Origin of the sequence: Candidatus Filomicrobium marinum, from assembly GCF_000981545.1 — a bacterium.
Lineage (GTDB): Bacteria > Pseudomonadota > Alphaproteobacteria > Rhizobiales > Hyphomicrobiaceae > Filomicrobium > Filomicrobium insigne.
Genome location: NZ_LN829119.1, coordinates 2162166 through 2187525, shown reverse-complemented (window position 1 = coordinate 2187525; position 25360 = coordinate 2162166). Strand labels below are relative to the sequence as shown.

Here is a 25360-nt window from a genome sequence, read left to right as displayed (position 1 = left end):
TTTTTTGCCTAATTGCCTTTGATGCTCACTTTCTATCGCCCGAATTTAGGATGCACGTCATGCGACCTCCCTTGCCTCCCTTCACCGCTGAAACCGCGGCTCAAAAAGTCCGAATGGCCGAAGATGCGTGGAACACGCGAGATCCCGAGAAAGTCTCGCTCGCCTACACGCCAGACACCGTTTGGCGCAATCGTGCTGAATTCCTCAAAGGACGCGAAGCCGTTCAGGCGTTCCTGACGCGCAAGTGGGCCCGCGAACTCGAATACCGGCTGATCAAGGAGCTCTGGGCGTTCGACGGAAACCGGATTGCTGTGCGCTTCGCATATGAGTGGCGTGACGATTCAGGGCAGTGGTACCGCGCTTATGGCAACGAGAATTGGGAGTTTAGTGACGACGGCCTGATGGCGCGCCGCATCGCGAGCATCAACGATCTCCCGATCGCTGAAAGCGAGCGCAAATATCACTGGCCACAGGGCCGCCGGCCAGACGATCATCCGAGTCTCAGCGATCTCGGCCTTTAATCCTTTAATTAAGTAAGCGCTCCGCGGCAGATGCCTCCTGCTGCCGCGGTTCCGGCCGCTTATCGCAGAGGGCGGCGATAGGTTTCCACGCGGGCAAGCCAGCCACGCTGCCATCTCTTGTCGGGTGGATTGTTGGAGATCCGGCGCTTCAAAGCAAAGCGGGCGGCATCTGCAAATTCAGCGAGCACCTGCTTAGGATCTTCCGACGTCCCATTCATTGCAAGGAGGACGTCTTTCAAACCCCAGCCTTCGGGTTCACCGGTGCGCCGATTGGGAAACGTCTCTTTATCGCTGATGCCTTCGCCCTTGAAATTTATGTAGTCGATCAGCGGGTAGAGATCCTGTGAAACTCCGACAAGCCTATAGAACTGACGGCGCACGTGAAGGCGGTCGTCCGCATTCGGCAGGCTGTCCAAAATCTTCGGGAGCGCTGCCTTCGTACGCTGCGCAAGATACTGGACTTGTAGATCCACGGTCTCCAGGAGGAACCTGCGCAGGCTCGTCATTTTCGGCGAGTAGAACTCGCGGCGGAATTCCTGCTGCGTCTTCCAAGGACAGGGTGGCACAGGCGAAACGTCCAGCCACGCCGGCGGCTTCGCGCCACGGCTGCGCAAGAACTCCAGCATCGCTGGAAAGCTCTCCCTGAACCGCGTATCAAGCCCCTCGGAAAACCAGATGAAATGGCCGATGCCGAGAGAGGCAAAATCCTCGGTCGTGTTCCAGGCGGTGATCGCCTCACGATCCCCACCGGTTTCATTCAGCCAAACCTTCTGGCCGACCTTTTCCGCCAGATCCTGCGAAATCTCGATTGATCGCATGGGCGCCGCCACCAACTTTGGCTCTTCGACGAGAACTGGAGGCGTCTCCGTGGCAAACGCCGGAGACGTCAATACCAGAATTATACCGGAAGCAACAAAGGGGTTCAGTCGCAGCACGTTTTGTCCTTCGTGTTCCCCGTGCTCGTTAGGCCAACGCTCGATCATGCTGAAATGCATGGTAGCCCGCGGCACGCATCCTCTTTCACCCTATGCCGGAACAGAACGGCGGCAGTGTGATCATGCACAGGAGGCCGAAATCTGCGGCCTAGATGTTGGCGCAAAGGGGTAAAAGTTCGGTTTGTGAGGGGGAATATCGGTCGGAACTGGCGGCGCTCAAAACGAGCAAAGTTCATCGCCGTCCAACCCTGATAATTTGCGTGGAAAGACAAAGTGGCTGGGGAACCTGGATTCGAACCAGGACTAACGGAGTCAGAGTCCGTGGGTCTACCGTTAACCTATTCCCCAACGGCGCCAGAAACGGCGCTTCGCAATGGAGCGAGGCATATAACAATTCCGGACGCGGGGCGCAACCAGCGGCGTGCGGAGAATGCACTATCCCTTCGCGCTATCGCGCAATCGGCAGCAATTCCGGGCGATATTCGAAGTGCATGGTGTCGAAGTGGTGCCATTTTCCGCCCCATATGAAGCCATGACGTTCGAAGATCTCGACGATTTCGTATGGAATTCGGTTGCGGTACCGTGGGGACGCACCGCTGGCCGGCTTTGCCCAGCGCCAATAATCCGTATGCTTTATGGCGATGTCGATGGCGATGCCGTAACCGTGCGCCGAGATGCGATCGGTCCCGGCGATAACACGGCAATTGTACGTTCCTGCTGAGGGGATCAGGAACTTATCGAACTTTGACGAGAGCTTATCTAGCTCGTCGCTGACCCGCTGCAATTGCTCTGCAACCCCATTTATGCGCGTGACGCGAAGCCGCTGACTAGACTTCTTGGGAAGCCAAATAACGTCGACGAGCTCCTTATTCACCGCACCGGACCGACAGTCCCCGTACACTTTTCGAAAGAAGGCTTGGTTCCGTGCCCGCCCTGGATCGGCACCAGCATGGGGTGGCTGCGCGAGTTGGCCGAGCGGATAAGGCACGCGTAGCATGTCGGCGACGCTCGGTTTTTCAAGCCATTCGGCGCTGCCTGGAGGTTTCGGCTCCACATCAAGCGGCATGCGCGTACCATCCCGCCAAATGAGTGTCGTTTCGTCTGCGCCATCAATATAATCTTGGTACGTCTCAATTAGCCGTCCCGAAATTTCTTTAAGGGTCTGCGCCCCCTCGGCGCCGCAATTCGCGGTGGTCGCCAGAGCCTGAAGCACCGCAACCATGAGAAACATGACAACGTAATTCATTGATACTTTTATACTTTACTCGGGAAGTATGTAGCTGAGAAAGCAGAATGTGCGATTGCCGAGAGATCACTCCTCAGATGGTAGCGGCGGGCTCCGACCGGCTTGCCGCCATGGGCGAAGGGTTTGGCTACGCCTATGTGGCAGAGGAGGTTTACTTGGCAATGGAACGAGCACGCCACCTCGATACGTCACAGACCCGTGGTGCGCCTCAATCAGGTCTCTTAGGAAGCCGGTGAGGTGGAGAATTTCATCGGCGATGTCACGGATGTCTTGTAAGTGGACTTCCTGGATGTGTGATCGTCGCTGGCCCTTGGCTGTTTCGCGGTGGAGAACTGCTCGTTCCGCAGTATAAGTTACGCCGTTGCGATCCATGAAGTGGATCGGACTTAGGCTGAGATGACTGAACAAGTTTCGGTTCTCTCGACATGCGTCGAAGACCTTGCAAGCCCAGAGCAGGTGCTCCCGAAAGTATTCTAGGTCTGGCTCAAACGATTCCTTTGCTATTGTTGATAGCATGTGCACAAGCGACATGTTCGGCATGTTCAGAACGAGCGCTTCGCTAGCCACCTCGTTGCGTATATCTGAGCAGGCAGCCGTCAGCTCTTTCATGGATTCTTCGGCGATCGCCCACCGGACGACGACAACCCCAATGGCGTGGTAGAATTGGGCCATGACCCTATCTTCTACATCGAGCAGCCACTCACCTGACATGACCAAAGAACCCCGTAAGAATACCGATGAACAGCGCACCGATCTCGAGACGGAGAAGGTCCGAGACGCTGCGCTTAAACGGATGCTGAGCACCCCGCCAAAGCCGCACAAGGATGAGAAGAAGAGGAAGAATGGAGCGGACGGGAAGTGAGTGACGTCATTCCCGTCCATCGCGTGAGATTGAGACTAGCGGAACTTCCGCGCGAGCCTCCTCATCTCCCGGTTGAACTTGTCGACCTCGCGATTCAACTTGGACAGCTCCCGGTCGGCGCGGTTCACGTTGCGACGGAACTCACTGTTGTCGAGCGCGATCCTCGCACCGCACGATGTGCAGCCGACGTCACTGTGCAATTTGAAATAGCCGACGGTTTTCTTGATCTCCCGGCCGCATGACGGGCAGGGAATCGACATAGGTGCAGAACTGAGTGTGTTGCTCATGAGTTGGGCTCCTGATTGCTCCCTGTGGAGCACTGGAGCCCAGCGATTGACGCGAGCGCGATGACGCGGCGACAAACATCGAGATCGCTTCCGCTGGGCGATGATGTGGCGGAACGCGATACAGGGGCGTCGGTCTGATTCACCGACGCCCCACTTGTATGACGGTTCGCTCTGAGAGTCGAGAATGCCACTATATCTAGCGGTGGCGCTTCCTCCACTTCAGGAAGCGGCGGGACTTCTGCTTAGGCGTGACCGGCTTCACCAGACCGCCGATAGGTCAGGCGCTTGCCTTCAGCGGCCTTCAGGATCGCATTGGCGCGCTCGGCATCGTCCGTCTTGCGATGGTTCCAACGGAAGGCGAACTCATCGGCGTAGCGCTGCAGGTGTGCTTCGGAAACCGAGTGGAACGAGCCCATGATGCCGCGCTTTAGGAGGGCAAAGTAGCTCTCGCACGTGTTGATGTGCTTGAAGCCGATTTCGTCAGCATACTGCCCCGCCGAATGGTTCACCTTGCCGTGCGCGTAGAACTCTTTTCCGATGCGCTCGTAGACAGCAGCGTCGTCAGTCATCAGCATGGATTTGCGGCTGACATTGGTGACGAGCGCCTTGCGGACGTTCTTGCCCGTCACATCGGCCACGTGCTTTGCGCGCATCGGCCCGCCGCGCTCGATCAGAGCGACGACAGGATACTTTTTAGGGACAGGCTTAAACCTCTTGGCGTTCTTGGCCTTGCCGCCGACGAAAGTTTCGTCGCTTTCGACAATCTTGTCGGTGCCGCCAATGGGGCTGGTGTCCGTTGCTGACGGAGACATGGCTTCGCGGATACGGTGCATCATGAACCAAGCGGTCTTGTAGGTGACGCCGAGCATGCGCTCAATCTGCTTGGCGCTCATGCCCTTCTTGCTTGCCGCCATCAGATGTGTGGCTAGCACCCACTTGGCAAGCGGCACCTTGGAGCGCTCGAAAACGGTTCCAACCGTAACTGAGAACTGTTCGCGGCAAGTCTTGCACTGATAGAGGCCGGCGCGGTGTGCCTTGCCTTCCAGTTTGGTGATCTTGTCGGCGTGGCGCTCGCCGCAATGCGCGCAAATTGGCCCATTCGGCCAGCGCTGCGCTTCCAGATGCGCGCGGGCTGCGGCGTCGTCATGAAAAATTGGATTTGTGAGATCAATCGACATGGGCAATCCCCGTTGTTGATCTCACATTAAGTTAGTATGTGTGCTTTGTAAAGTATATAGTTCCCCTTTACTCAATCATTAGGCGTTCACACGCTTGATACTACGCTCTTCAGCCTACCGAGTACAAAGTCAGGCATCCTGCTTTACCACTCCTTGCGACCTGCTACACTCAGTTCAAGACGAATCCAGACGGCTGTCTGATGACGCAACTTACTCCGACTGCCTGTGCCCTACAGCACGGGTTGTTTCGGAGCCAGCGCCAGACACTGGAGATAAAGCGGTGGAGGATTTTAAAGACGAGGGAGAGCCCCGCCCTGCGTCCGTGGACGAGAAAGTCCCGGTGCGAAAACCTGTATCTGCAGGTCCTCTGCACCATGAACGCGAGCCCGTCGACGTAAGGACGCTCGATGTGCGCCATTTGCTTACTGGCTCCCCCGCGCCAGAACCTCGAACAGCCGCGCTGGATTGCGTTCGTGATCAAAAGAAGCAAGCTTGTCTGAATGGCAACGCCAACGAGCGCGCGTTAAACCGCGGCGCCCGCCAGGAGACGGTTGAGCAAGTTTACGGCGCTCTCGATCTCGGCACGAACAATTGCCGCCTATTGTTGGCCCGGCCAACACGCCGCGGATTTCGCGTTGTAGATTCTTTTTCACGCATCATTCGGCTTGGTGAGGGTGTCTCGCAATGCGGTACGCTTTCGGAACCAGCCATGCGCCGGACGATGGACGCACTCAAAGTCTGTGGCTCCAAGCTCAACCGCCATGGTGTCCGCCGCGCTCGTCTCGTCGCGACGGAGGCTTGCCGATTTGCGAGCAACGGTCCGGATTTCCTCGCGCGTGTTAAGGAGCGCCTCGGTCTCGATATTGAAGTGCTCACCCCCGAAGTCGAGGCACGTCTCGCCGTCTCCGGCTGCGCCTCGCTGATCGATGACCGATCTGACTACGTTCTCGTTTTCGACATCGGCGGCGGTTCTTCCGAACTGATCTGGCTCAATCTATCGGGTGCAACACGCAAGCGTTCGCGCGGCGCGGATCGGATCGATGCACAGAACCATATGGCTGCATGGACGTCTTTGCCGGTCGGTGTTGTGACGCTTGCTGAAAGATTTGGCGGACGGTTCGTCACGTCGGAACGCTTCGAAGCGATGGTCGAACACGTCAGCAACTTGCTCCGCCCCTTCGAAGATAAGTACCAATTCGCGCCCCTGTTGCGTGATCGTCCGGCGCATCTGCTCGGCACGTCAGGTACGGTGACGACCATTGCAGGCATCCAGATGGGCTTGCCGCGTTATGATCGCAATCGGGTCGACGGATGCTGGCTCTCAGTCGCAGAAGCACGCGACATCACCTACAAGCTCGTCGGTAGCAGTTACGAGGAGCGCGTTGCCCAGCCCTGCATCGGGCGCGACCGAGCGGATCTCGTGCTCGCCGGCTGCGCTATCCTCGAGGCCCTGATACGGTTGTGGCCCTGTGAACGATTGCGGGTTGCCGATCGCGGGTTACGCGAAGGCATCCTGACCACATTGATGATAGAAGACGGTGTCTACCGGACACGGCGACGGCGCGGGCGCCAGCATCGCTGACAGCACATCTTAACTCTTAAAAGCACTTGCTAGACGAGGTCACTCCTTGGCGAAAAAAGGCAGCGGCGGGATTACCGGCCCGACAGGCGGGCAGCGCCAATTGCATGTTCGTGTGAAGACCGCGCGAAAGCGCTCAACATCGTCTGCTCGATGGCTCGAACGTCAGCTCAATGATCCTTATGTGGCCGCGGCCAAACGTGAGGGCATGCGCTCACGCGCCGCTTACAAGCTCTTGGAAATCGATGACAAGCACCGAATCCTCAAACCCGGCCAGCGGGTGATCGATCTCGGGGCAGCGCCAGGAGGCTGGAGCCAGATCGCCGCGGACCGTGTGAAGGCTTTAGACGGACAAGGTGACAAGCGCGGCCAGGTGGTTGCCATCGACTACCTGGATGTCGAACCGCTCCCTGGCGTGGACTTCGTCAAAATGGACTTTACGGACGAAGACGCGGAAGATCGGCTGAAGTCCATGCTGCGAGACGGAGCAGCCGATGTTGTCATGTCTGATATGGCAGCGCCGACTGTGGGACATACGCGTACTGACCACTTACGCATTATGGGACTTGCCGAAGCGGCTGCGCATTTTGCGTGCGATGTCCTAAGCCCTGATGGCGCCTTTCTCTGCAAGGTTTTCCAAGGTGGGGCGGAACGCGATCTGCTTGACCTTCTAAAGCGCAACTTCAAAACCGTGCGTCACATCAAGCCGCCAGCCAGCCGCTCAGACTCTGCGGAACTGTATGTTCTTGCGACAGGCTTTCGCGGAGACAAGAAAGCAGAAGACGCGGACAACTAGTACTTTTCGCAACGGGCCGAGCGGCCCCGAATTTGACAGCTGACCAGACGGTTCCTCAAAAAAGACATCGCCCGCGATGGGAGCCATAGCGGGCATAATTCCGGTTTTTATGATGATACGTGTGTCTGCTCTCAGCAGGACGGCTTGCGCTTGACCGGCTCACTAAATCCAAACACACGCCACGCCCAGGACGGCATTGCACAGTCGCCGGTCTCATAATACTCGGCCGCTTGCTTGTTGGCGCGCGGCTGAACCTTTCTTTGACGGCCAGCGCTTCTGGAAGACGAGTCATTCTTGTTACTGGTCTCGCCTTTTTCGTCTTCCATCTCTATCACGTCGATTTCAGGAGCCGCGCGGCTCGACCTGATCTCGCCCGCATCGCTATCGGGACGCGCGATAGTAACTGGCAGCTGGCTGGGATCTACGCCGCCTAGATTTTCAGTTTCCGCGGGATCAGCATTGGTCGCTGTATAGCCAGCAACCCGTGGCTGACCGAGCGATCCTGTTTCGGGCGGCGTACGGTCGGTTGCCGGACGGGGTGCTGTAGCCAGATCCTGATTGGCAGGCTGAGCGACAGGGGGATCTTTTTCGACAGCTATGATCGCCGGGGCCGAAGGCTTATCGGTGTCGCCGACGTCGACTGGAACCTTTTCTTTAATGGAAGCGACGTCTACACCCGAGGATGTGCCTGTCGCCGTTGCTGGCCCATCGTTTGGCTCTGGAGACCAGGGGATCATCATCAGGGCCGCCGTTGCTCCGGCGAGCCCCACACCGGCAAGCCAAAGCGCGCGCCGCGGACGCCGCGTGCGCACCGGCATGGAATTTGTAGATTCCAACGCCTGTCGGGCGGCCGCAGCGACCGCCGACTCGCGCACCTTGGTTTCGCGCTTCTCTGGCACGACAAGGTCGTGCGCATACCAGACGCGCGATTCCGTCGGTCCGGATGGTTGTGAAGGTTTCACGGCTCTTTCTTTAGCTCGCAGAATGTTGATCCGGATCCCAGTTGAGAGCCAGGAAACCATGATTCGGCGTTTCATAGCTGACGGGAAAAGGCTTTGCCTTCGTGAGCGGCATGTATTTTTGATTCTAGTTGCGAAAACGCTGCCTATTGCCCCGAAAAAGGCGATCGACGTACACGCAAAGCATATAAGTGCCGCAACGCCCTCTACTCAGGCATGAATGCGTTTACAAACTCGTGTCGAGCATCACATAACCGCCTGCGGTTGTAAGCTATATAGCAATCTCATCTATTCAGGAGTTAGGACGTGAAGATTCTCGTGACTGGAGCCGCCGGCTTTATCGGGTATTTTGTAGCGCGGCGATTACTCGACGAGGGTCATGACGTCATTGGTCTTGATAATCTAAACGATTACTACGATCCGTCGCTGAAGCAGGCCCGGCTGGCTCAGCTCAAGCCGCATGAACGCTTTTCTTTCCTGCGGCTGGATATTGCCGACCGCGCAAGCATGGCTGAACTTTTTGGCGCGCATAATTTCGATCGCGTTGTTCATCTCGCCGCTCAGGCGGGCGTACGTTACTCACTTAAGAATCCGAATGCCTACATCGATTCAAACGTCGTCGGATTCATGAATATCCTTGAAGGATGCCGACAAACCCAAGTCGGGCATTTGGTCTACGCGTCATCAAGCTCTGTTTATGGGGCCAATGAAAGCGTTCCCTTCTCGGTGCATCAGAACGTCGACCATCCGTTGAGTCTCTATGCCGCCACCAAGAAGTCCAACGAACTCATGGCGCATACTTATGCGCACCTTTACCGCATTCCGGTAACCGGGCTCCGTTTTTTCACAGTCTACGGACCCTGGGGGCGCCCCGACATGGCGCTGTTCCTGTTCACCCGCAAAATACTCGCAGGCGAGCCCATCGAAATATTCAATCACGGGCACCACGCGCGCGACTTTACCTACATTGACGACATTGTCGAAGGGGTCGTGCGAACGATGCATTCCATCGCGCAGCCCAACTCACAATGGTCCGGGTCGGCGCCTGATCCCGCGACATCTTCCGCGCCCTACAGACTTTACAATATCGGCAATCACGAACCCGTCGCGTTGCTCGACTTCGTGGCTGCTATTGAACGCACTCTCGGCAAGACAGCTGAAAAGATTATGCTGCCCATGCAGGCAGGCGACGTGGAAAAAACGTTTGCCGACGTGGATGACTTGGCCCGGGATGTGGGCTTTGCTCCCGCAACACCACTGGAAGCCGGAATCGAGAAATTCGTAACCTGGTATCGCGACTACTACGCCCAGTAAGACCGCCGAGTTCCGTCATAGAGCAAGGCCTAGCGCATTTTTTGATCACAGATGCTAGTGTTTAACGAGACCGGCCTGAAGGACGTGCGTGTGCCCTACCCCGCACGTCAGGCTCTATCATGATGGACACGGATCAATGGCACTCACTCCTGAGGAAATTCAGCGTTACAAGCGCCATCTGGTACTCAAGGATGTTGGGGGACCAGGGCAGCAACAGCTCAAGAAAGCGCGGGTTCTTCTTATCGGCGCGGGTGGATTAGGCTCTCCAATCGCGCTTTATCTCGCGGCGGCAGGCGTTGGTACGATCGGCCTTATCGATGACGATATCGTCTCGCTCGACAATCTTCAGCGCCAGATCGTCCATGACACAGCAGACGTCGGCGTGCCGAAGGTCGAAAGCGCCCGCAAGACTATCAACCGTCTCAATCCGCATGTCGACGTCGAGACATTCAATTTTCGACTGACATCGGACAACGCACTGCAAATCATTGAGCAGTTCGACTTGGTGTGTGATGGCTCGGATAATTTCGCAACACGCTATCTAGTCTCTGACGCCTGCTATTTTGCACGCAAGACGTTGGTGTTCGGTGCTGTTGGGCCATTCGACGGCTATGTGACGACACTCAAGCCGCACGAGAAGCGGCCGGACGGGACACCTTGGCCGAGCTACCGCTGCATTTTCCCCGAGGCTCCACCACCGGGAACGGTAGCGAACTGCTCCGAGGTCGGCGTCCTTGGAGCCGTCGTTGGCGTCATTGGTACTCTGCAGGCAACCGAAGTCCTCAAGGAGATCACCGGTGCCGGTGAGACCCTGGCCGGCCGCTTGTTGATCTACGATGCCCTGGGATCACGTGTTGAGAGCGTCTCAATCGGCTGGGATCCCGAGAATGAGCTCTCGGGCAAAAATCCGACCATCATCGACCTTTCGATGCATGATGGCACAGAAGCTATCGCGGCCTGTGCCGCCACGTAGCGCATTCAGCCTCGATCGTTCGAAAAGGCCTCAGAACATCGCAGGATGGACACGGTCAGGCGGATTGTGACCGTCCATGAACGTCTTGATGTTGATGATGACCTTTTCACCCATGTCGACGCGGCCTTCCAGCGTCGCCGACCCCATATGCGGTAACGCGACAACGCGGCTTGAGCGCAGCAACTTCGGGTTCACGGCAGGCTCGTGCTCAAATACGTCGAGGCCGGCCCCAGCAATTGCTTCGGCTTCAACTAATCGTGCCAGCTCGTTCTCATCAATCACCTCACCGCGCGCTGTATTGACGATGTAAGCCGTCGGCTTCATCAGCCGGAGCCGGCGTGCAGAGAGAAGATGGTAGGTCGCCGGGGTGTGCGGGCAGTTCACAGAAATAATGTCCATGCGCGCCAGCATCTGGTCCAGGCTATCCCAGTAGGTCGCCTCGTATTCCTGTTCGATCTCCTCAGGCAGCCGGCGGCGATTGTGATAGTGTATCTGCAGCCCGAACGCCTTGGCGCGCCGTGCCACGGCACTTCCGATGCGCCCCATTCCGATGATCCCCAACCGCTTGCCATAGATGCGATGGCCGAGCATCCAGGTTGGCGACCATCCATGCCACTCGTTGGCAGGATCTTTCAGATACTGCGTCGCTTCAGCGAGACGCCGGGGGACGGAGAGGATCAGCGCCATGGTCATGTCGGCGGTATCCTCGGTCAACACACCTGGCGTATTGGTCACGGTAATGCCGCGGTTGCGGGCTGTATCAAGATCGATGTTATCGACGCCAGTACCGAAGTTTGCGATAAGCTTCAGCTTTTCACCCGCCTGAGAAATCACGGCCCGATCAATCCGATCGGTCACCGTCGGCACGAGAACGTCAGCCGTTTTGACCGCCTCGACAAGCTCCGCTTGCGACATCGGCTCGTCGGCAACGTTCAAGTGGGCTTCAAACAATTCACGCATGCGGGTCTCGACGACCTCTGGCAACTTGCGCGTAACGATGACAACGGGCTTTTTGGGGCTGTTGGGCATGGGTGTCTTGCTGGTCGGAGGTTTAGCTTCCGGGTCGCGCGATGGGCTTGAATGTCGCGGTCGACACGGGCGCCGTCGGTAGGTCCGAAAGTCGGATCGGCCTTCTCTAACAGATGGTCATCGCAATGACAAAGCTAGCGGACAGATTGAGCTTAAACACTGGATTGGTGGCAGGTTCCTCACCATGTACGCGCTTTCAAGGAGAAGTCAGAATTAAAATGCGGGCACGAGCAAGCGGGACAACAGCGCGAAACAGCGGTTCGCGAATCAAACGGCACGGCCGATTCGGCGTCTCCACCGCCTTCCTCCTCTCCGTGGCCCTGATGGCTGGAGGCCTTTTTGCCGGATCTGCGGCTGCCCAAGAAGGCGGAACGCAGTTTAAGGTTCCGCGCTTTGTCAGCCTGAAGTCCAACCGCGTTAACCTTCGCAAGGGACCAGGCACGGACTACCCCACATCCTGGGTCTTTCGCCGAGCGGGCCTTCCCGTTGAAATCATCAAAGAATTCGAGGGCTGGCGGCAGGTGCGCGATGCAGAAGGAACGACGGGATGGGTCCTAGGGTCGCTTCTCTCCGGGCGCCGAACGGCACAGATTCTTCCTTGGGATGTAAAGTCATCCCAAGAACGGCCTCAGGTTGCACTTGCGTCTCGAGAAAGTGAGGGTTCGAGACCGGTTGCGATGGTTGAAGCGGGTGTCGTCGCGGACATTCATGAATGCGACGGCGAGTGGTGCTTCGTTTCCGTCGACAAGTATCGGGGGTACGTCGCGCAGAAGAAGCTGTGGGGTGTTTACCCCGATGAAATCATTAAATAGCGGAATATCTTCCGCTTTCTGCACTGAGTGTGACGACTTATTCTTTCACGAGGCGCACAATTACGTCGATGTGAGAAATCTTTGTGCCTTCCGGCGGTTCCGGGAGTCCGTCGACCCGAATCGAATGGCTGGGGATGTCCACCAGAACACCTTCCGGCTCTAGGAAGTAATGGTTGTGATTCGAGGTGTTGGTATCGAAGTAGGTCTTTGTACTGTCGATCGCCAATTCGCGCAGCAGCCCGGCACGCTTGAATTGATGTAGCGTGTTGTACACCGTCGCCAAAGAAACTTGCTCGCCCGCCTTCTCAACCTCGTCATGAAGCAATTCAGCCGTGACGTGGCGATCTTGCCCGCAAAAAAGCAGTTGAGCGAGCGCAACACGTTGACGCGTTGGCCTTAGCCCTGCTTGGCGAAGAATCTTTTCTATGTAGCGGTCGGCTTCCGTGCGCATATCTGCGTTATCACTACCTCGCGCGAGGCGAGTTCCTTAGGTTTCGTCGTACAATGGGGCATCCTGCCACTTTCGCACAGACGCCCCAAGCACGTAATCTTAGACGGCTTTTGCCCAGCTAAGCGGTATAGAATGCTCTGCTTAATATATCTGCAAGCGTTACGTCCTGCAACTTGGCCGCGTTCTACAGACAGTTAGCGGAAGGTTAAAGCACCTTGACGACCCAACCGTTTGCCATTTGAAGGTCTTGGTGAGTGTGTTACCAGATTGACCCCATGTGCGTCGGCGCCTTCTTGGTGCGCGCCACAAGCGGCAGGTTAATGAAACAACTACGGGGGATTCGAAACGAGGCCCATGGCTGAGCGGCGACCAAACTTTGACTACGACGATCTGATCGCCTGCGGACGCGGAGAACTGTTCGGACCGGGCAATGCCCAGCTTCCGCTCCCGCCCATGTTGATGTTTGATCGCATAACTTCGATCTCTGAAACCGGCGGCGCGCACGGCAAAGGCCAAATCGTGGCCGAACTCAAAGTGGCAGGCAATCCGAAGCTCGACTGGTTCTTCAAATGCCATTTTGAAGGTGACCCGGTCATGCCGGGGTGCCTGGGACTTGATGCGCTGTGGCAGATGACTGGTTTCTTTCTGGGTTGGCTCGGCGCCCCAGGACGCGGCCGCGCTCTTGGCGTTGGCGAAGTGAAGTTCACCGGAATGGTGGTGCCAACCGTGCAACGCGTGGAGTACATCGTCGATTTAAAGCGGGTTATTTTACGTAAGCTGAAGTTGGCCATCGCCGATGGAACCCTAAAAGCCGACGGACAAACTATCTATACAGCCAGCGACCTGCGTGTCGGACTGTTCGAGACAGGGGACGCGGTAGCGAGGGCATAAACTCCGCCCGTGGAGCCCCGCTCCAAAACTGCGACACCAATTCAAATCCGGGGCCTCTTCAATGCATGGGCTCCGTGAGGGAAAGGGATTTTGATGAGACGCGTCGTCGTCACCGGGATGGGCATCGTTTCCTCAATCGGGAACAACACCCAGGAGGTCCTTGCGTCTTTGCGCGAGGCCAAATCCGGCGTCGTCAGGGCAGACAAATATGCCGAACTCGGGTTCCGCTGCCACGTTCACGGGGCGCCGAATATAGACTGGGAAACCCAGGTCCCCCGTAAGCCGAAGCGCTTCATGGAGGCCGGCGTCGGCTGGAATTACATCGCTATGGATCAGGCCATTCGCGATGCCGGTCTTGAGTCCTCCGAGGTCGTCAATGAGCGTACCGGCATTATTGTTGGTGCGGGCGGCCCTTCCACGGTCGCGATCGTACGTGCTGCTCAGACGACCCAGGAACGTGGCCCGAAAAAGGTCGGACCATTCGAGGTCCCGAAGGCAATGTGTTCAGGGCCTTCAGCGGTTCTCGCGACGAGTTTTGAGATCAAGGGTGTAAATTACTCAATCTCCTCGGCATGCTCGACGTCAGCGCATTGCATTGGCAATGCTGCAGAGCATATCGCCTGGGGCAAGCAGGACATCATGTTCGCCGGTGGCTGCGAAGAGCTGGACTGGACCCTGTCCGTCCTTTTCGACGCGATGGGCGCGATGTCGTCCGGCCACAACGATGCTCCTCAACGTGCAAGCCGGGCCTATGACAAGAATAGAGACGGCTTTGTGATCGCAGGGGGCGCCGGCATGCTGGTGCTTGAGGAGCTGGAACACGCCCGTGCGCGCGGCGCCAAGATTTATGGCGAACTTGTCGGTTACGGGGCCACTTCGGACGGCTTTGATATGGTTGCCCCCTCAGGCGAGGGCGCGGCGCGGTGCATGAAATTGGCGATGCAAGGCCTTGATGGTAAAGGCCTGGGCTGCGATATCGATTATATTAATCCACATGCCACTTCCACACCGGTGGGTGACGCACGCGAAATTGATGCCATTCGCGCCGTTTTCGGAGAGAATATCCCCCACATCTCGGCGACAAAATCACTCACCGGTCACTCGATGGGTGCTGTCGGGGTGCAGGAAGCCATCTATTCACTCTTAATGATGAATGCCGGCTTTGTTTGCGAAAGTGCAAATATCGACGAATTAGACCCTGAGTTCGAAGGGGTGCCGATCGCGCGCCAGAGGTTGGACGACGTAACGCTTAACTGTGTAATGTCGAACAGTTTCGGTTTTGGCGGAACAAATGCGAGTCTGGTGTTCCGCCGCTCCGAAACCTGATCTCACTTATGTCGCGGCGATAGGGGGACATCAGGTCCCTGCTTAGAGGTTCGTCCGACATGAAACGCGACACTACCGGCACTGGCTGGTTCGACACTGTTGGACGCGCCGCGGGCGCAGAAAGAAGGGCTCGCATGACCCAGACTGATTTTGCAAAACCCGGTCCTTTGCTTGCGGGCAAACGTGGCCTTGTCATGGGCGTCGCTAATGATCGCTCGATCGCATGGGGCATTGCACGGGTATTGGCCGGGCAGGGTGCGGATCTGGCCTTTACCTATCAAGGAGAGGCGTTCGGGCGCCGCGCCATTCCCCTGGCTGAATCGGTGGGCTCTAAGATCATTGTGCCTTGCGATGTCAGTGATCTCGATAGTGTCGATAAGGTTTTTGAAGAAATCAAAAAAACCTGGGGCAGCCTGGACTTTATCGTTCATGCGTTGGCTTTTTCTGACCGCCGTGAGTTGCATGGCCGATACGCGGATACGACGCGTGATAACTTCGTGAATACCATGGTTATCTCGTGCTTCTCCTTCACTGAAATCGCGAAGCGGGCCGCAGAGCTGATGCCAAACGGCGGATCGTTGCTTACGCTTACGTATGGTGGGGCGACGCGATGGGTGCCGTCCTACAACGTGATGGGCGTCGCTAAGGCTGCGCTGGAAGCCTCGGTACGATATCTCGCGGCCGACCTGGGCCCGCAAGGCATTCGTGTCAACGCCGTGTCGGCGGGGCCAATGCGAACTCTTGCCGGCTCCGGCATTTCGGATGCGCGCGTCATTTTCAACTATCAGCGCGATCATTCGCCCTTGCGGCGCACGCCAACGCTCGACGAAGTCGGCGGCTCGGCGCTTTATCTGCTGTCCGACATGGGAGGCGCGGTAACGGGCGAAGTTCACTTCGTCGACTGCGGTTATAGCACAGTGGCAATGCCGACGCTCGAAGCTCTTAAGGAGCAAGAAGCAGATGCAGATGCCGCCGGCCGGTCACCTTCGGAAGCGGCCGAATAAGGCTCCAATTGCTAGTAACTTGACGCATCGTCACGGCGAGCGCAGAACGCTTCAATGATCGGGGTTTTCGATTCAGGGTTGGGGGGACTGACTGTGCTGCGCGAACTCGCGGCGCGGTTCCCTCAGATTTCGTTCACGTACCTCGGCGATCATGCTCACGTACCCTACGGCAACCGGTCGTCCGAGGAGGTCGTGGACCTGACGCGTCAAGGTGTCGAGACGCTGTTTCGGCTTGGTGCGCGTCTCGTCATCTTGGGCTGTAATACCGCAACGGCAGTGGCTGCCCGGCAGCTTCAGCAGAATTGGCTGCCGAAGTCCCAATGGGGCGGACACAACATCCTGGGCATCGTTGCGCCGACGGTGGAAGCTGCGACGCAGACACCCTGGGCCGTTACAGCCCCGCAATATCCGCAGAAGTACAATACCGACATCATTGCCGTGTTCGGCACCACCAGAACAATTTCTTCGAACGTCTACAGAGAAGAGATTCGCAAACGCTGCCCAAAAGTCGTGGTCGTGCAGCAGATTTGCGCGAACTTAGCTGGAGCGATTGAGCACGAGGCGCCAGAAGCGGAACTGGATGCTCTGGTGCAAGAGGGGGTAGCCGGTTTACTGTCCCAGACCCACGACACGCCGCCGCATCGTGCGATTTTAGGTTGCACGCATTTTCCTTTGGTGGAGCATCTCTTCGCGCGTCATCTGCCCCCATTCACGCGCATTCTGTCCCAGCCGCAGATCGTCGCTGATAGTCTCGAAGATTATCTTCACCGTCGTCCGCATTTTGTCGCTGATAGTTCCTCCATAGCGAATCAATCCCATGTCCGCCTCATGACGACGGGCAATGCGCGGGAGGCCAGCTCGCTGGCCCAAGTTTTCTGGCCAGATGCTCCATCCTTCGAATCTGCATTAGAGTACACACGTTCCTAGGCTTGCTTCCTTGCCACAATTGCGTTGCATATCCGGCGCGCTTCACTTGAACTGAACGATTGTAAGCGAAAGGGCTCGACAAGCCCACCTGGTCTTTGTCTACAATCGCGGGAACGGTGAAATGTGGCGGTGACGATGCCCAAATGGCAGATACTCACGATACGGAGCGGGCAACCGGAGACCTTACTGGAAGCCTCAAAAGACTGGAGCTGGGAACAACGCCTATCAGCGCGGATGTCTTTCTCGCTAGTCTATCACGACATGCTCAATGATCTCATGCGGTATGGCACACCCCAGCGATTCTACACGCGTGATTTTGCTGGTGCCGCAGTCAGCGCGCACGCGTGGCGAACGGGCAGTAATGTGTGTCTGTACGCAACCACAGTTGCATTTGACGGGACACTGCCTCCCGCGGATAGCGATGCTGGTCTCGACGCGTTAGCTTACGAAGCCCTGGATCAGACTTCAGTTTCGATCATCACGTGCTTCGGCAAAACTTGGCTTTTCGAGCAAACGCAGGGAGAGCCCATTCTGTCGCCGTTGTTAGCAGCGTATGTGGATGTCGCTGCCGCACCGAAGGGTTTTTGTGAAGATGGGGAACGCCAATCGCCTTTCGAAAGCAGTTCCCGCACCGGTCTAGCCTCTAAAAACGATACCATCGACGTCAACGAAAACTATGCGTGGCTCGATACGTGGCTGCTTCGCGGCGAACCTATGCCCTTCGGCTCACCCAGGAACCGATAAACATCTGGCGGGTGGCGAACAAAGGATCAGCCGCTGGGGCCGTAACATTTCCAAGAAAAAAGCGCCGTTGGATTTCAACGGCGCTTTTTTATTCTTTTATCGAGAAGGCTTACGCATCTCGGCGTGGACGGCGGTCACGGCGCGGACGATCTCCACGGTCTCCACCACCTGTATCTTCAGCTTCGCCTTCGGCACGGGGAATTTCCTGGCCCGTGGACTGGTCGACAACCTTCATGGACAGGCGAACCTTACCCCGATCGTCGAAGCCAAGGAGTTTGACGTAAACTTCCTGACCTTCCTTGACCACTTCACTGACGGTTTCAGGACGACCCTGGCTCAGTTGCGAAATGTGAACCAGACCATCGCGGGCGCCGAAGAAGTTCACAAAGGCACCGAAGTCCATAACCTTAACGACCTTACCCTTGTAGATCGTGCCAACCTCAGGCTCGGTGGTGATGGAGCGGATGCGGCTCAGGGCTGCTTCAATCGACTCACGCTTAGCGGCTGCGATCTTCACCGTACCGTCGTCATTGATATCGATCTTGGCGCCCGACTCTTCGACGATCGAACGAATAACCGAGCCACCCGAACCGATGACTTCGCGGATCTTGTCCGTCGGGATCTGGATCGTTTCGATACGTGGAGCATGTTCGCCCAGTTCCGAACGCGCATCCGTCAGAGCCTTCGACATCTCTTGAAGGATATGCATGCGGCCATCTCTGGCCTGATCAAGTGCCACCCGCATAATCTCTTCCGTGATGCCGGTAATCTTGATGTCCATCTGAAGCGAAGTGACGCCGTTGGTCGTACCCGCGACTTTGAAGTCCATATCGCCGAGGTGGTCTTCGTCGCCGAGAATGTCGGAGAGAACGGCGAACTTGTCGCCTTCCTTGATCAAGCCCATGGCAATACCGGCGACGGGCGACTTGAGCGGGACGCCAGCGTCCATAAGTGCCAAGGACGTGCCGCACACCGTCGCCATCGAAGACGACCCGTTACTTTCGGTGATTTCGGACACCACGCGGATGGTGTAGGGGAATTCCTCCGCCGTCGGCATCAGAGGATGCACGGCGCGCCATGCGAGCTTGCCGTGACCGATTTCACGACGGCCGGGGCTCCCCATACGGCCCGTTTCACCCACGGAGTAGGGGGGGAAGTTATAGTGAAGCAGGAAGCGCTCCTTGCGCGTTCCTTCGAGCGAATCCACAAACTGCTCGTCTTCACCGGTGCCAAGTGTCGCCACTACCAGAGCCTGGGTCTCACCACGCGTGAACAGCGCGGAGCCATGCGTACGCGGCAGAACATCAACCTCCGACATGATCGGGCGAACCGTCTTAAGATCGCGTCCGTCGATGCGATGCCCCGTGTCGACCACGGATGAGCGCATGATGTCGGACTCGAGCGCTTTGAATGCGCTGGCAAGCAGACCCTTGTCTTCAGGCGCATCTTCAGGAACTTCGATTTCCGCGAAGACCTTTTCCTTGACGGCGGCAACCATGTCGTTGCGCTTTTGCTTCTCGGGCGTCGAGAAGGCAACCTTTAGATCTGCCTCAGCAATGGCGCGGACAGCTTCCTTGTACTTGCCCGTGTCGGGAAGCGTGATGTCCCAGGGTTCCTTGGCGGCAGTCTCAGCCAGCTTGATGATGGCCTGGATGACCGGCTGGAAATGCTCATGGCCGAACATCACGGCCTTTAGCATAACGTCTTCGCCCAGTTCCTTGGCTTCAGACTCGACCATCATGACCGCGTCTTCGGTGCCTGCGATCACGAGATCCAGCTCGCTTTCGGCCATCTCGTCCAGCATGGGATTGAGGACAAGCTCACCATTGATGCGACCAACGCGTGCCGCAGCGATCGGCCCGAGGAAGGGAACGCCGGACAGCGTCAGCGCTGCAGACGCAGCGACCATGCCGAGAACGTCAGGATCGTTCTCCATGTCGTGGGAAAGAACGGTGACGATGACCTGAACTTCGTTTTTGAAGCCCTGCACGAACAGCGGGCGAATGGGGCGGTCAATGAGCCGCGACGTCAACGTTTCCTTTTCCGTCGGCCGGCCTTCGCGTTTGAAATAACCACCGGGGATCTTGCCGGCCGCGTAGGTCTTTTCCTGGTAATTTACGGTCAACGGGAAAAAGTCGATGCCCGGCTTGGGCTGCTTGGCAGCGACTACGGTCGCGAGCACGCTGGTCTCACCGTACTGTGCATAAACGGCGGCGTCGGCCTGGCGCGCCATGTGGCCCGTCTCGAGGCGCAGCGGACGCCCCCCCCAGTCAATTTCCACGCGATGAATGTCGAACATGCTTTTCGTCTTTCGTTTCGGTCTTTGTTTCGTACGAGCGCGGTTCTAGCGCATTTTCAGCGATAGCAAAAAGTTTCCAGTCACAAGGCGCGCCCTATCGCGGAGCGGCCGAGACCGTCCCGCGTTGCAGGCACAAAAAGTTCACTGAAAAGCGAACCGCACAAATGTTGGTGTTTGTAGAATTCGCACTTGGACAGGCTCGGGCGGTAGATGCTGCCGCCAGACCTGACGGCAGCATCCCACATGAGCGGACGTGTCAAAATTTGCGCCCTAGGCCAAGCCGCGCGCGATAAAACGCGCAAATTAACGGCGGATGCCGAGGCGTTCGATGAGCTTCTGATAGCGAGAAACGTCCTTAGCCTTGACATAGTCCAGGAGATGGCGCCGCTGGCTTACCATTTTGAGCAGACCACGACGTGAATGGTTGTCTTTCTTGTGGGTCTTGAAGTGCTCAGTAAGGTAAGTGATGCGTGAGGTCAGAATAGCGATCTGAACTTCTGGAGAACCGGTATCGCCTTCTTTCGTTCCGAACTCCTTTACGAGTTCGGCCTTGCGTTCTGCCGTAATCGACATCGGGATCGTCCTTTCAATTCGAGAAGATACGGAAAGCTTCAGAGCTTTCCCTAGGCGGCCACAGCCGGGATGTCGTCCAGCTGGGTCACAAACATACAACGCGGGCCCATGGGACCCGCGTCGTTGGGGGCTTTATACACGAATACGCGCTCGTGACCAGCATCTTTCGATGCACCTGCGGTCTTGATTCCCGGTAAAGCTGCGTCGCAGGGCAATCAAATTAACGATAAGATGATTACCGCCCTAGATTGAAGACGCGGTTCGGCCTGAGTTGACCTTTTTCCGCGTCACCGATGGCGACGAGCTGTCCCTTGCACATGGCGAAAAAACCGCCTGTGAACACGGGGGCGTCGCGACCGCGCAGGAGTATGGTCTTGCCACGGGCCAGTTCAGACGCGTCCGAAGGGGTTACGGCGAGTTCCGTTAGGTCTTCGAGGGCCGACTCGACGGGTTGGAGATATGAGTCCAACGCTTCCGCTCCGCCTTCCTCGTGGGCGGCCACAAGCTCATCCATGGAAACGGCTTCTTCCTCCGTAAATGAGCCGACGGCAAGGCGCCGGAGCTCACTTACATGGCCATAGCAGCCCAAGGCCCGTCCGAGGTCGCGCGCGATCGCCCGCACATAGGTCCCCTTGCCGCACTCCGCTTCAAAAATCGCGGAGTTCGCATCGACCGCGCCAAGCAGACGTAGATCGTCAATGTTAACAATGCGCGGCTGCAGCTCGACAACCTCGCCGTCTCGGGCGAGATCGTAAGCGCGGTTTCCTGCCACCTTGATCGCTGAGAACTGCGGCGGTACCTGGCTGATTTCGCCTGTGAATTGCGGCAACAGCGCTTCGATCTCAGCAACGGAGGGGCGCGTCTCGGAGCTTGCTACGATCTCGCCTTCCGTATCGTCCGTCGTGCGCTCGTTCCCCCAGGTCACAGTAAAACGATATGCCTTCTCGCCATCAACGGCATAGGACACAGTCTTCGTTGCTTCACCGAAAGCGATCGGCAGGATACCTGTTGCCAACGGATCGAGTGTCCCGGCATGGCCTGCCTTCTGTGCATCGAACAGGCGTTTCACTGCGCCCAGCGCTTGGGTCGACGTGCGACCGAGCGGCTTGTCGAGGACGAGCCAACCGTTGACCGCCCTACCTTTCTTTCTTCGTGCCATATGGTGCTCTGCTGATCGGCCGAGAGTGAAATATCCAGCCGCGCGTTGAAGACTAATGCTCAGTCGTTTTCCAGGTCCCGTCGGACGGTGGGGCTGTGCAGCAACTCGTCGATACGCAGCGCTTCATCAAAGCTCCGGTCGGCACGGAAACGGAGTTCCGGGGCATACTTCAAGTTAACGGCATGCGCAATCTCGCCACGTAAAAACCTCTTATTCCGATCGAGCGCGGCAAGAACAGGTTCCATCGCCTCGCCACCGCCAAGCGGCATGACGAATATCGTCGCAAGCTTCAGGTCCGGTGACATACGAACCTCAGGAACCGTGATGACATGTGCCCCGAGGACGTCGTCGTGAATCTCACCGCGCGTTAGCATCTCGGCTATCGCATGCCGGATCATTTCTCCAACGCGCAACTGCCTTTGCGACGGGCCCGCTCCGGCGGGAGATTTGGAGGATCGTTTCGCCATATCAGTTCCGTTGACGGGTCGAAGACCAGCCGTGCCGGTCAACTTCATCCATGACATCGCGGCGGGACAAGCCATTGCCGCTATGACGTCAAAGGGGTCGTGCCGTCAGCCGGCCCGACCCCAAACGATCGCCAAGCGATCGGATGTGACTACAGGGTGCGAGCCAGTGTCTCGACCTGGAAGCACTCGATCACGTCGCCCTCGCGTAGGTCCTGATAATTCGCGAAGGACATACCGCATTCCTGACCTACGGGAACTTCCTTCACGTCATCCTTGAAGCGCTTCAGGATTGACAGGCTGCCCTCATGGATAACGACGTTGTCGCGGATCAGGCGAACTTTGGCTCCGCGCTCAACCTTGCCTTCCGTTACACGGCAGCCAGCCACTTTGCCGACCTTAGTGATATTGAAGACCTGCAGGATCTCCGCATTTCCAAGGAATATTTCGCGGATCGTCGGCTCAAGCAGACCGGACATCGCCGCCTTAACGTCATCAACGAGGTCGTAGATGATGTTGTAGTAGCGGATCTCGACACCCTGACTATCGGCGGCCTGTTTGGCTTGGGCGTTGGCGCGAACGTTGAAGCCAAAAATGACAGCGTTCGAGGCGTTCGCCAAAACGACGTCGGACTCTGTGATACCGCCAACGCCGGAGTGCACGATACGCGCTTCGACCTCGTCGGTGCCCATCTTCTTGAGAGCGCCCGCGATGGCTTCGATAGAGCCTTGCACGTCACCCTTGATGACGAGCGGAAACTCTTTCTTGCCCGCTTCGTCCTTGAGCGTTTGCATCATTTGCTCAAGCGTACGCGGCGACCCGGCGGAGCCCAACTTTTCGCGCCGTTTGCGAACACGATAGTCGGTGATCTCGCGGGCACGAGCTTCGTTCTCAACAACGGCGAACTGATCACCTGCTTCAGGCGCCGCATCGAAGCCCAAAACCTCGACAGGAACAGACGGGCCCGCCTTAGCGACGTTCTTTCCGCGATCGTCAATCAACGCGCGGACGCGGCCCCACGCGGTGCCGGCAACGACGATGTCACCAACGGCCAACGTACCGCGCTGAACGAGAACGGTGCCTACCGGACCACGACCGCGTTCGAGCTTAGCCTCGATGACAATACCTTCCGCATTGCGCTCGGGATTGGCCTTGAGATCAAGAATTTCAGCCTGCAGAGCGATAGCCTCGAGTAGTTTGTCGAGGTTCATTTGCTTCAGCGCGGAAACCTCGACTTCGAGTGTCTCACCCGACATGGTTTCGACAACAACCTCGTGCTGCAGCAGCTCCGTGCGGACGCGGTTGGGATCGGCCTGCGGCTTATCAATCTTATTGATAGCCACGATCATCGGCACATCCGCAGCCTTGGCATGGTTGATCGCCTCGATGGTCTGAGGCATCACACCATCGTCGGCAGCAACGACCAGCACGACGATATCCGTGACCTTGGCGCCGCGTGCACGCATGGCCGTGAAGGCTGCGTGGCCTGGCGTATCGATGAACGTGATTTTCTGGCCGGAGCCCGTCTCAACCTGATACGCGCCGATATGCTGCGTGATACCGCCAGCTTCTCCCGAGACGACATTCGCCTTCCGGATAGCGTCGAGAAGCGAGGTTTTACCGTGGTCGACGTGCCCCATAATAGTGACCACGGGAGCACGCTGCACGAGTGTCTCATCGGCATCTGTTTCACCGATAAAGCCCTCTTCAACGTCGGCTTCGGAAACGCGCTTTGACGTATGACCAAACTCGGAGACGAGCAGTTCCGCCGTGTCGGCGTCGATCACGTCGTTGATCTTATGCATCTCGCCCTGCTTCATCAGGTACTTGATGAGATCGACGGCGCGTTCGGCCATGCGGTTGGCGAGTTCCTGAATAGTAATCACTTCAGGAATAATCACCTCACGCGCAATCTTTTCGCGCGGCTGAGCGATACCCATCGCCTTCAGCTTCTCGCGTTCGCGCTTACGCTTCAGAGATGCAAGCGAACGTTCGCGGTTTTCGCGATTAAGAAGCTGATCAACCGTCAGCTTACCGCGCTCACGACGTTCATCACCGGTGCGTGTCGCTGTACGCGATGGCTTGCCGCCACGCTTGTTGCGACCGTCCTCGTCCTCCATCTGCTGTTGTTGCGGAGCGGGAGCTGGCCGTTGCGCACGCTGCGGCTTGGCGACGATCGGCTCATCACCTCCATCGGCCTGACCGCGAGGCGGACCGGGCAATCTAATTTCTTTCGGCTTGCCGCGCTCGCGCGGCTGGAACTGCGTGTCGAGCGAGCGTGGCGCGCGCTGACGTGCAGGCGCATCGCCTTCGGAAGACCTACCCGATGGCCGCCCTTCCCCGCGCTGCGGACCGTCGCCCTTCCTCGCCGGTGCGGCCGGGCTCTTTGCGCGTGGCTGTTCGCGAGCCGGAGGCGCAGACTTCGCCGGTTCAGGTGCGGGCGCGCTCTTTACTTCTTCGACAGCTGGTGGCGCAGGTTCCGCAGCGACCTCTACAGGCTCGGGTGGAGCTTCTGGCGCTGCCGTCGGCTGTTCGCTTTTTTCGGCGACAGGCTCTTTAGCCGCTTCCGACTCTTTTTCCGCCTTAGCCTGGCTTTCTTCGCGCGCCTTTCGCTCAGCCTCCTCAGCATCTTGTGCCGCCTTAGCCGCCTGCAAAGCGCGCTGACGAGCTTCAACTTCGCTGCTGGATAGCTTGTCACCAGACGCCGTATCAGCACTTGGTGCAGGACGCGGCGGTGCGCTGGCCGGCTTGCGCGCTACAGGCGCGGCTGGCTGCTGCGGGGTCGCCGGTGTTATCTCTTCTGCGCCTTGTTGACCTGGCGTAGCGAGCTTGCGCGATTTGCGCTTCTCCACCACGACGGCCTTCGAGCGGCCATGGCTGAAACTCTGCCGAACATGACCGGACTCGACGGTGCGTTGTAGAGAGAGCTGTTTGCGCCCACCTCGAATGGTCTTGTCGGTGGAGTCTTTCGTGTCCGTCATTCGATATCCGTTCAACTCTCTTCGTGTGATCTCAATCCGCGGCGTGATCT

Annotated in this window: 25 protein-coding genes and 1 tRNA gene; 12 read left to right on the top strand and 14 right to left on the bottom strand. The window is 57.7% G+C overall.

The features are described from left to right. The first annotated feature begins 50 nt into the window (after positions 1 to 50). Positions 51 to 521 carry a DUF1348 family protein gene (locus tag YBN1229_RS10300; RefSeq protein ID WP_046478248.1) on the top strand — a complete coding sequence of 157 codons (471 nt, stop codon included), beginning with the start codon at positions 51 to 53 and terminating at the stop codon, positions 519 to 521. Between the two features lie 59 nt (positions 522 to 580). On the opposite strand, the gene YBN1229_RS10295 is transcribed toward YBN1229_RS10300, so the two are convergent. The 4 genes from YBN1229_RS10295 to YBN1229_RS10280 form a co-directional block, all read right to left on the bottom strand. Then, the gene (locus YBN1229_RS10295; protein ID WP_152024984.1) at positions 581 to 1456 is read right to left on the bottom strand and encodes a hypothetical protein; all 876 of its coding nucleotides are present in this window, start codon (positions 1454 to 1456) and stop codon (positions 581 to 583) included. A gap of 274 nt (positions 1457 to 1730) precedes the next feature. Then, positions 1731 to 1804, bottom strand: a tRNA-Gln gene (locus YBN1229_RS10290). Between the two features lie 100 nt (positions 1805 to 1904). Further along, positions 1905 to 2702, bottom strand: a complete 798-nt coding sequence (locus tag YBN1229_RS10285) for a M15 family metallopeptidase (protein ID WP_052743848.1) — start codon at positions 2700 to 2702, stop codon at positions 1905 to 1907. Positions 2703 to 2768: 66 nt separating this feature from the next. Continuing rightward, entirely contained in the window at positions 2769 to 3374 is a 606-nt protein-coding gene (locus YBN1229_RS10280; RefSeq protein WP_152024983.1) for a hypothetical protein, read from the bottom strand. Here YBN1229_RS10280 and YBN1229_RS18690 point away from each other — a divergent pair. Beyond that, the gene (locus tag YBN1229_RS18690) at positions 3373 to 3564 is read left to right on the top strand and encodes a hypothetical protein (protein WP_152024982.1); all 192 of its coding nucleotides are present in this window, start codon (positions 3373 to 3375) and stop codon (positions 3562 to 3564) included. The genes YBN1229_RS10280 and YBN1229_RS18690 overlap by 2 nt on opposite strands. A gap of 35 nt (positions 3565 to 3599) precedes the next feature. Here the strand turns inward: YBN1229_RS18690 and YBN1229_RS18685 are convergent, their stop codons facing one another. Then, positions 3600 to 3851 carry a hypothetical protein gene (locus YBN1229_RS18685; RefSeq protein ID WP_152024981.1) on the bottom strand — a complete coding sequence of 84 codons (252 nt, stop codon included), beginning with the start codon at positions 3849 to 3851 and terminating at the stop codon, positions 3600 to 3602. Between the two features lie 242 nt (positions 3852 to 4093). Further along, complete coding sequence (locus tag YBN1229_RS10270; RefSeq protein ID WP_046478245.1) at positions 4094 to 5029, bottom strand: IS1595 family transposase; 936 nt, start codon at positions 5027 to 5029, stop codon at positions 4094 to 4096. A 280-nt stretch (positions 5030 to 5309) separates the two neighbouring features. Here YBN1229_RS10270 and YBN1229_RS10265 point away from each other — a divergent pair, with 280 nt between their 5' ends. After that, a complete protein-coding gene (locus YBN1229_RS10265; RefSeq protein WP_052743847.1) occupies positions 5310 to 6611 on the top strand; it encodes a Ppx/GppA phosphatase family protein in 1302 nt (433 codons plus the stop codon). Between the two features lie 46 nt (positions 6612 to 6657). After that, positions 6658 to 7404: an RlmE family RNA methyltransferase gene (locus YBN1229_RS10260; protein WP_076605312.1), complete on the top strand. Its 747-nt coding sequence runs from the start codon at positions 6658 to 6660 to the stop codon at positions 7402 to 7404. A gap of 131 nt (positions 7405 to 7535) precedes the next feature. Here YBN1229_RS10260 and YBN1229_RS10255 read toward each other — a convergent pair whose 3' ends face one another. Continuing rightward, a complete protein-coding gene (locus YBN1229_RS10255) occupies positions 7536 to 8366 on the bottom strand; it encodes a hypothetical protein (RefSeq protein ID WP_152024980.1) in 831 nt (276 codons plus the stop codon). Positions 8367 to 8669: 303 nt separating this feature from the next. Here YBN1229_RS10255 and YBN1229_RS10250 point away from each other — a divergent pair, with 303 nt between their 5' ends. Both YBN1229_RS10250 and YBN1229_RS10245 read left to right on the top strand, forming a co-directional pair. After that, positions 8670 to 9677 carry an NAD-dependent epimerase gene (locus YBN1229_RS10250; protein ID WP_046478243.1) on the top strand — a complete coding sequence of 336 codons (1008 nt, stop codon included), beginning with the start codon at positions 8670 to 8672 and terminating at the stop codon, positions 9675 to 9677. A gap of 136 nt (positions 9678 to 9813) precedes the next feature. Then, positions 9814 to 10650, top strand: a complete 837-nt coding sequence (locus YBN1229_RS10245) for a HesA/MoeB/ThiF family protein (protein WP_046478242.1) — start codon at positions 9814 to 9816, stop codon at positions 10648 to 10650. Between the two features lie 30 nt (positions 10651 to 10680). Here the strand turns inward: YBN1229_RS10245 and YBN1229_RS10240 are convergent, their stop codons facing one another. Continuing rightward, positions 10681 to 11679, bottom strand: a complete 999-nt coding sequence (locus tag YBN1229_RS10240; RefSeq protein ID WP_046478241.1) for a 2-hydroxyacid dehydrogenase — start codon at positions 11677 to 11679, stop codon at positions 10681 to 10683. A 218-nt stretch (positions 11680 to 11897) separates the two neighbouring features. On the opposite strand from YBN1229_RS10240, the gene YBN1229_RS10235 reads away from it, so the two are divergent. Further along, on the top strand, positions 11898 to 12491 hold the full coding sequence (locus YBN1229_RS10235) for an SH3 domain-containing protein (protein ID WP_090225847.1): 594 nt from the start codon (positions 11898 to 11900) through the stop codon (positions 12489 to 12491). Between the two features lie 37 nt (positions 12492 to 12528). Here the strand turns inward: YBN1229_RS10235 and irrA are convergent, their stop codons facing one another. Next, positions 12529 to 12942, bottom strand: a complete 414-nt coding sequence (gene irrA / locus YBN1229_RS10230; RefSeq protein ID WP_046478240.1) for an iron response transcriptional regulator IrrA — start codon at positions 12940 to 12942, stop codon at positions 12529 to 12531. A gap of 354 nt (positions 12943 to 13296) precedes the next feature. Between irrA and fabA the strand changes: the two genes are divergently transcribed. The 5 genes from fabA (at position 13297) to YBN1229_RS10205 (ending at position 17834) form a co-directional block, all read left to right on the top strand. After that, positions 13297 to 13833, top strand: coding sequence for a 3-hydroxyacyl-[acyl-carrier-protein] dehydratase FabA (fabA, locus tag YBN1229_RS10225; protein ID WP_046478239.1), 537 nt, complete (start codon positions 13297 to 13299; stop codon positions 13831 to 13833). Positions 13834 to 13926: 93 nt separating this feature from the next. Further along, the gene (gene fabB / locus YBN1229_RS10220) at positions 13927 to 15159 is read left to right on the top strand and encodes a beta-ketoacyl-ACP synthase I (RefSeq protein WP_046478238.1); all 1233 of its coding nucleotides are present in this window, start codon (positions 13927 to 13929) and stop codon (positions 15157 to 15159) included. A 134-nt stretch (positions 15160 to 15293) separates the two neighbouring features. Beyond that, positions 15294 to 16163, top strand: a complete 870-nt coding sequence (gene fabI, locus YBN1229_RS10215; protein WP_046480243.1) for an enoyl-ACP reductase FabI — start codon at positions 15294 to 15296, stop codon at positions 16161 to 16163. Positions 16164 to 16217: 54 nt separating this feature from the next. After that, positions 16218 to 17090: a glutamate racemase gene (locus YBN1229_RS10210; protein WP_046478237.1), complete on the top strand. Its 873-nt coding sequence runs from the start codon at positions 16218 to 16220 to the stop codon at positions 17088 to 17090. A 135-nt stretch (positions 17091 to 17225) separates the two neighbouring features. Beyond that, positions 17226 to 17834, top strand: a complete 609-nt coding sequence (locus tag YBN1229_RS10205; RefSeq protein ID WP_139165270.1) for a hypothetical protein — start codon at positions 17226 to 17228, stop codon at positions 17832 to 17834. Between the two features lie 109 nt (positions 17835 to 17943). Here YBN1229_RS10205 and pnp read toward each other — a convergent pair whose 3' ends face one another. The 5 genes from pnp to infB form a co-directional block, all read right to left on the bottom strand. Beyond that, positions 17944 to 20133 (bottom strand): polyribonucleotide nucleotidyltransferase, encoded by a 2190-nt coding sequence (pnp, locus tag YBN1229_RS10200; RefSeq protein WP_046478235.1) that lies wholly within the window; start codon positions 20131 to 20133, stop codon positions 17944 to 17946. 303 nt (positions 20134 to 20436) lie between these two features. Next, the gene (rpsO, locus tag YBN1229_RS10195) at positions 20437 to 20706 is read right to left on the bottom strand and encodes a 30S ribosomal protein S15 (protein ID WP_046478234.1); all 270 of its coding nucleotides are present in this window, start codon (positions 20704 to 20706) and stop codon (positions 20437 to 20439) included. Between the two features lie 235 nt (positions 20707 to 20941). Next, positions 20942 to 21865, bottom strand: a complete 924-nt coding sequence (gene truB, locus YBN1229_RS10190) for a tRNA pseudouridine(55) synthase TruB (RefSeq protein WP_046478233.1) — start codon at positions 21863 to 21865, stop codon at positions 20942 to 20944. Between the two features lie 59 nt (positions 21866 to 21924). Next, positions 21925 to 22332, bottom strand: a complete 408-nt coding sequence (gene rbfA, locus YBN1229_RS10185; protein WP_046480242.1) for a 30S ribosome-binding factor RbfA — start codon at positions 22330 to 22332, stop codon at positions 21925 to 21927. A gap of 149 nt (positions 22333 to 22481) precedes the next feature. Continuing rightward, positions 22482 to 25310 (bottom strand): translation initiation factor IF-2, encoded by a 2829-nt coding sequence (gene infB / locus YBN1229_RS10180; RefSeq protein ID WP_046478232.1) that lies wholly within the window; start codon positions 25308 to 25310, stop codon positions 22482 to 22484. Between the last annotated feature and the right edge of the window lie 50 nt (positions 25311 to 25360).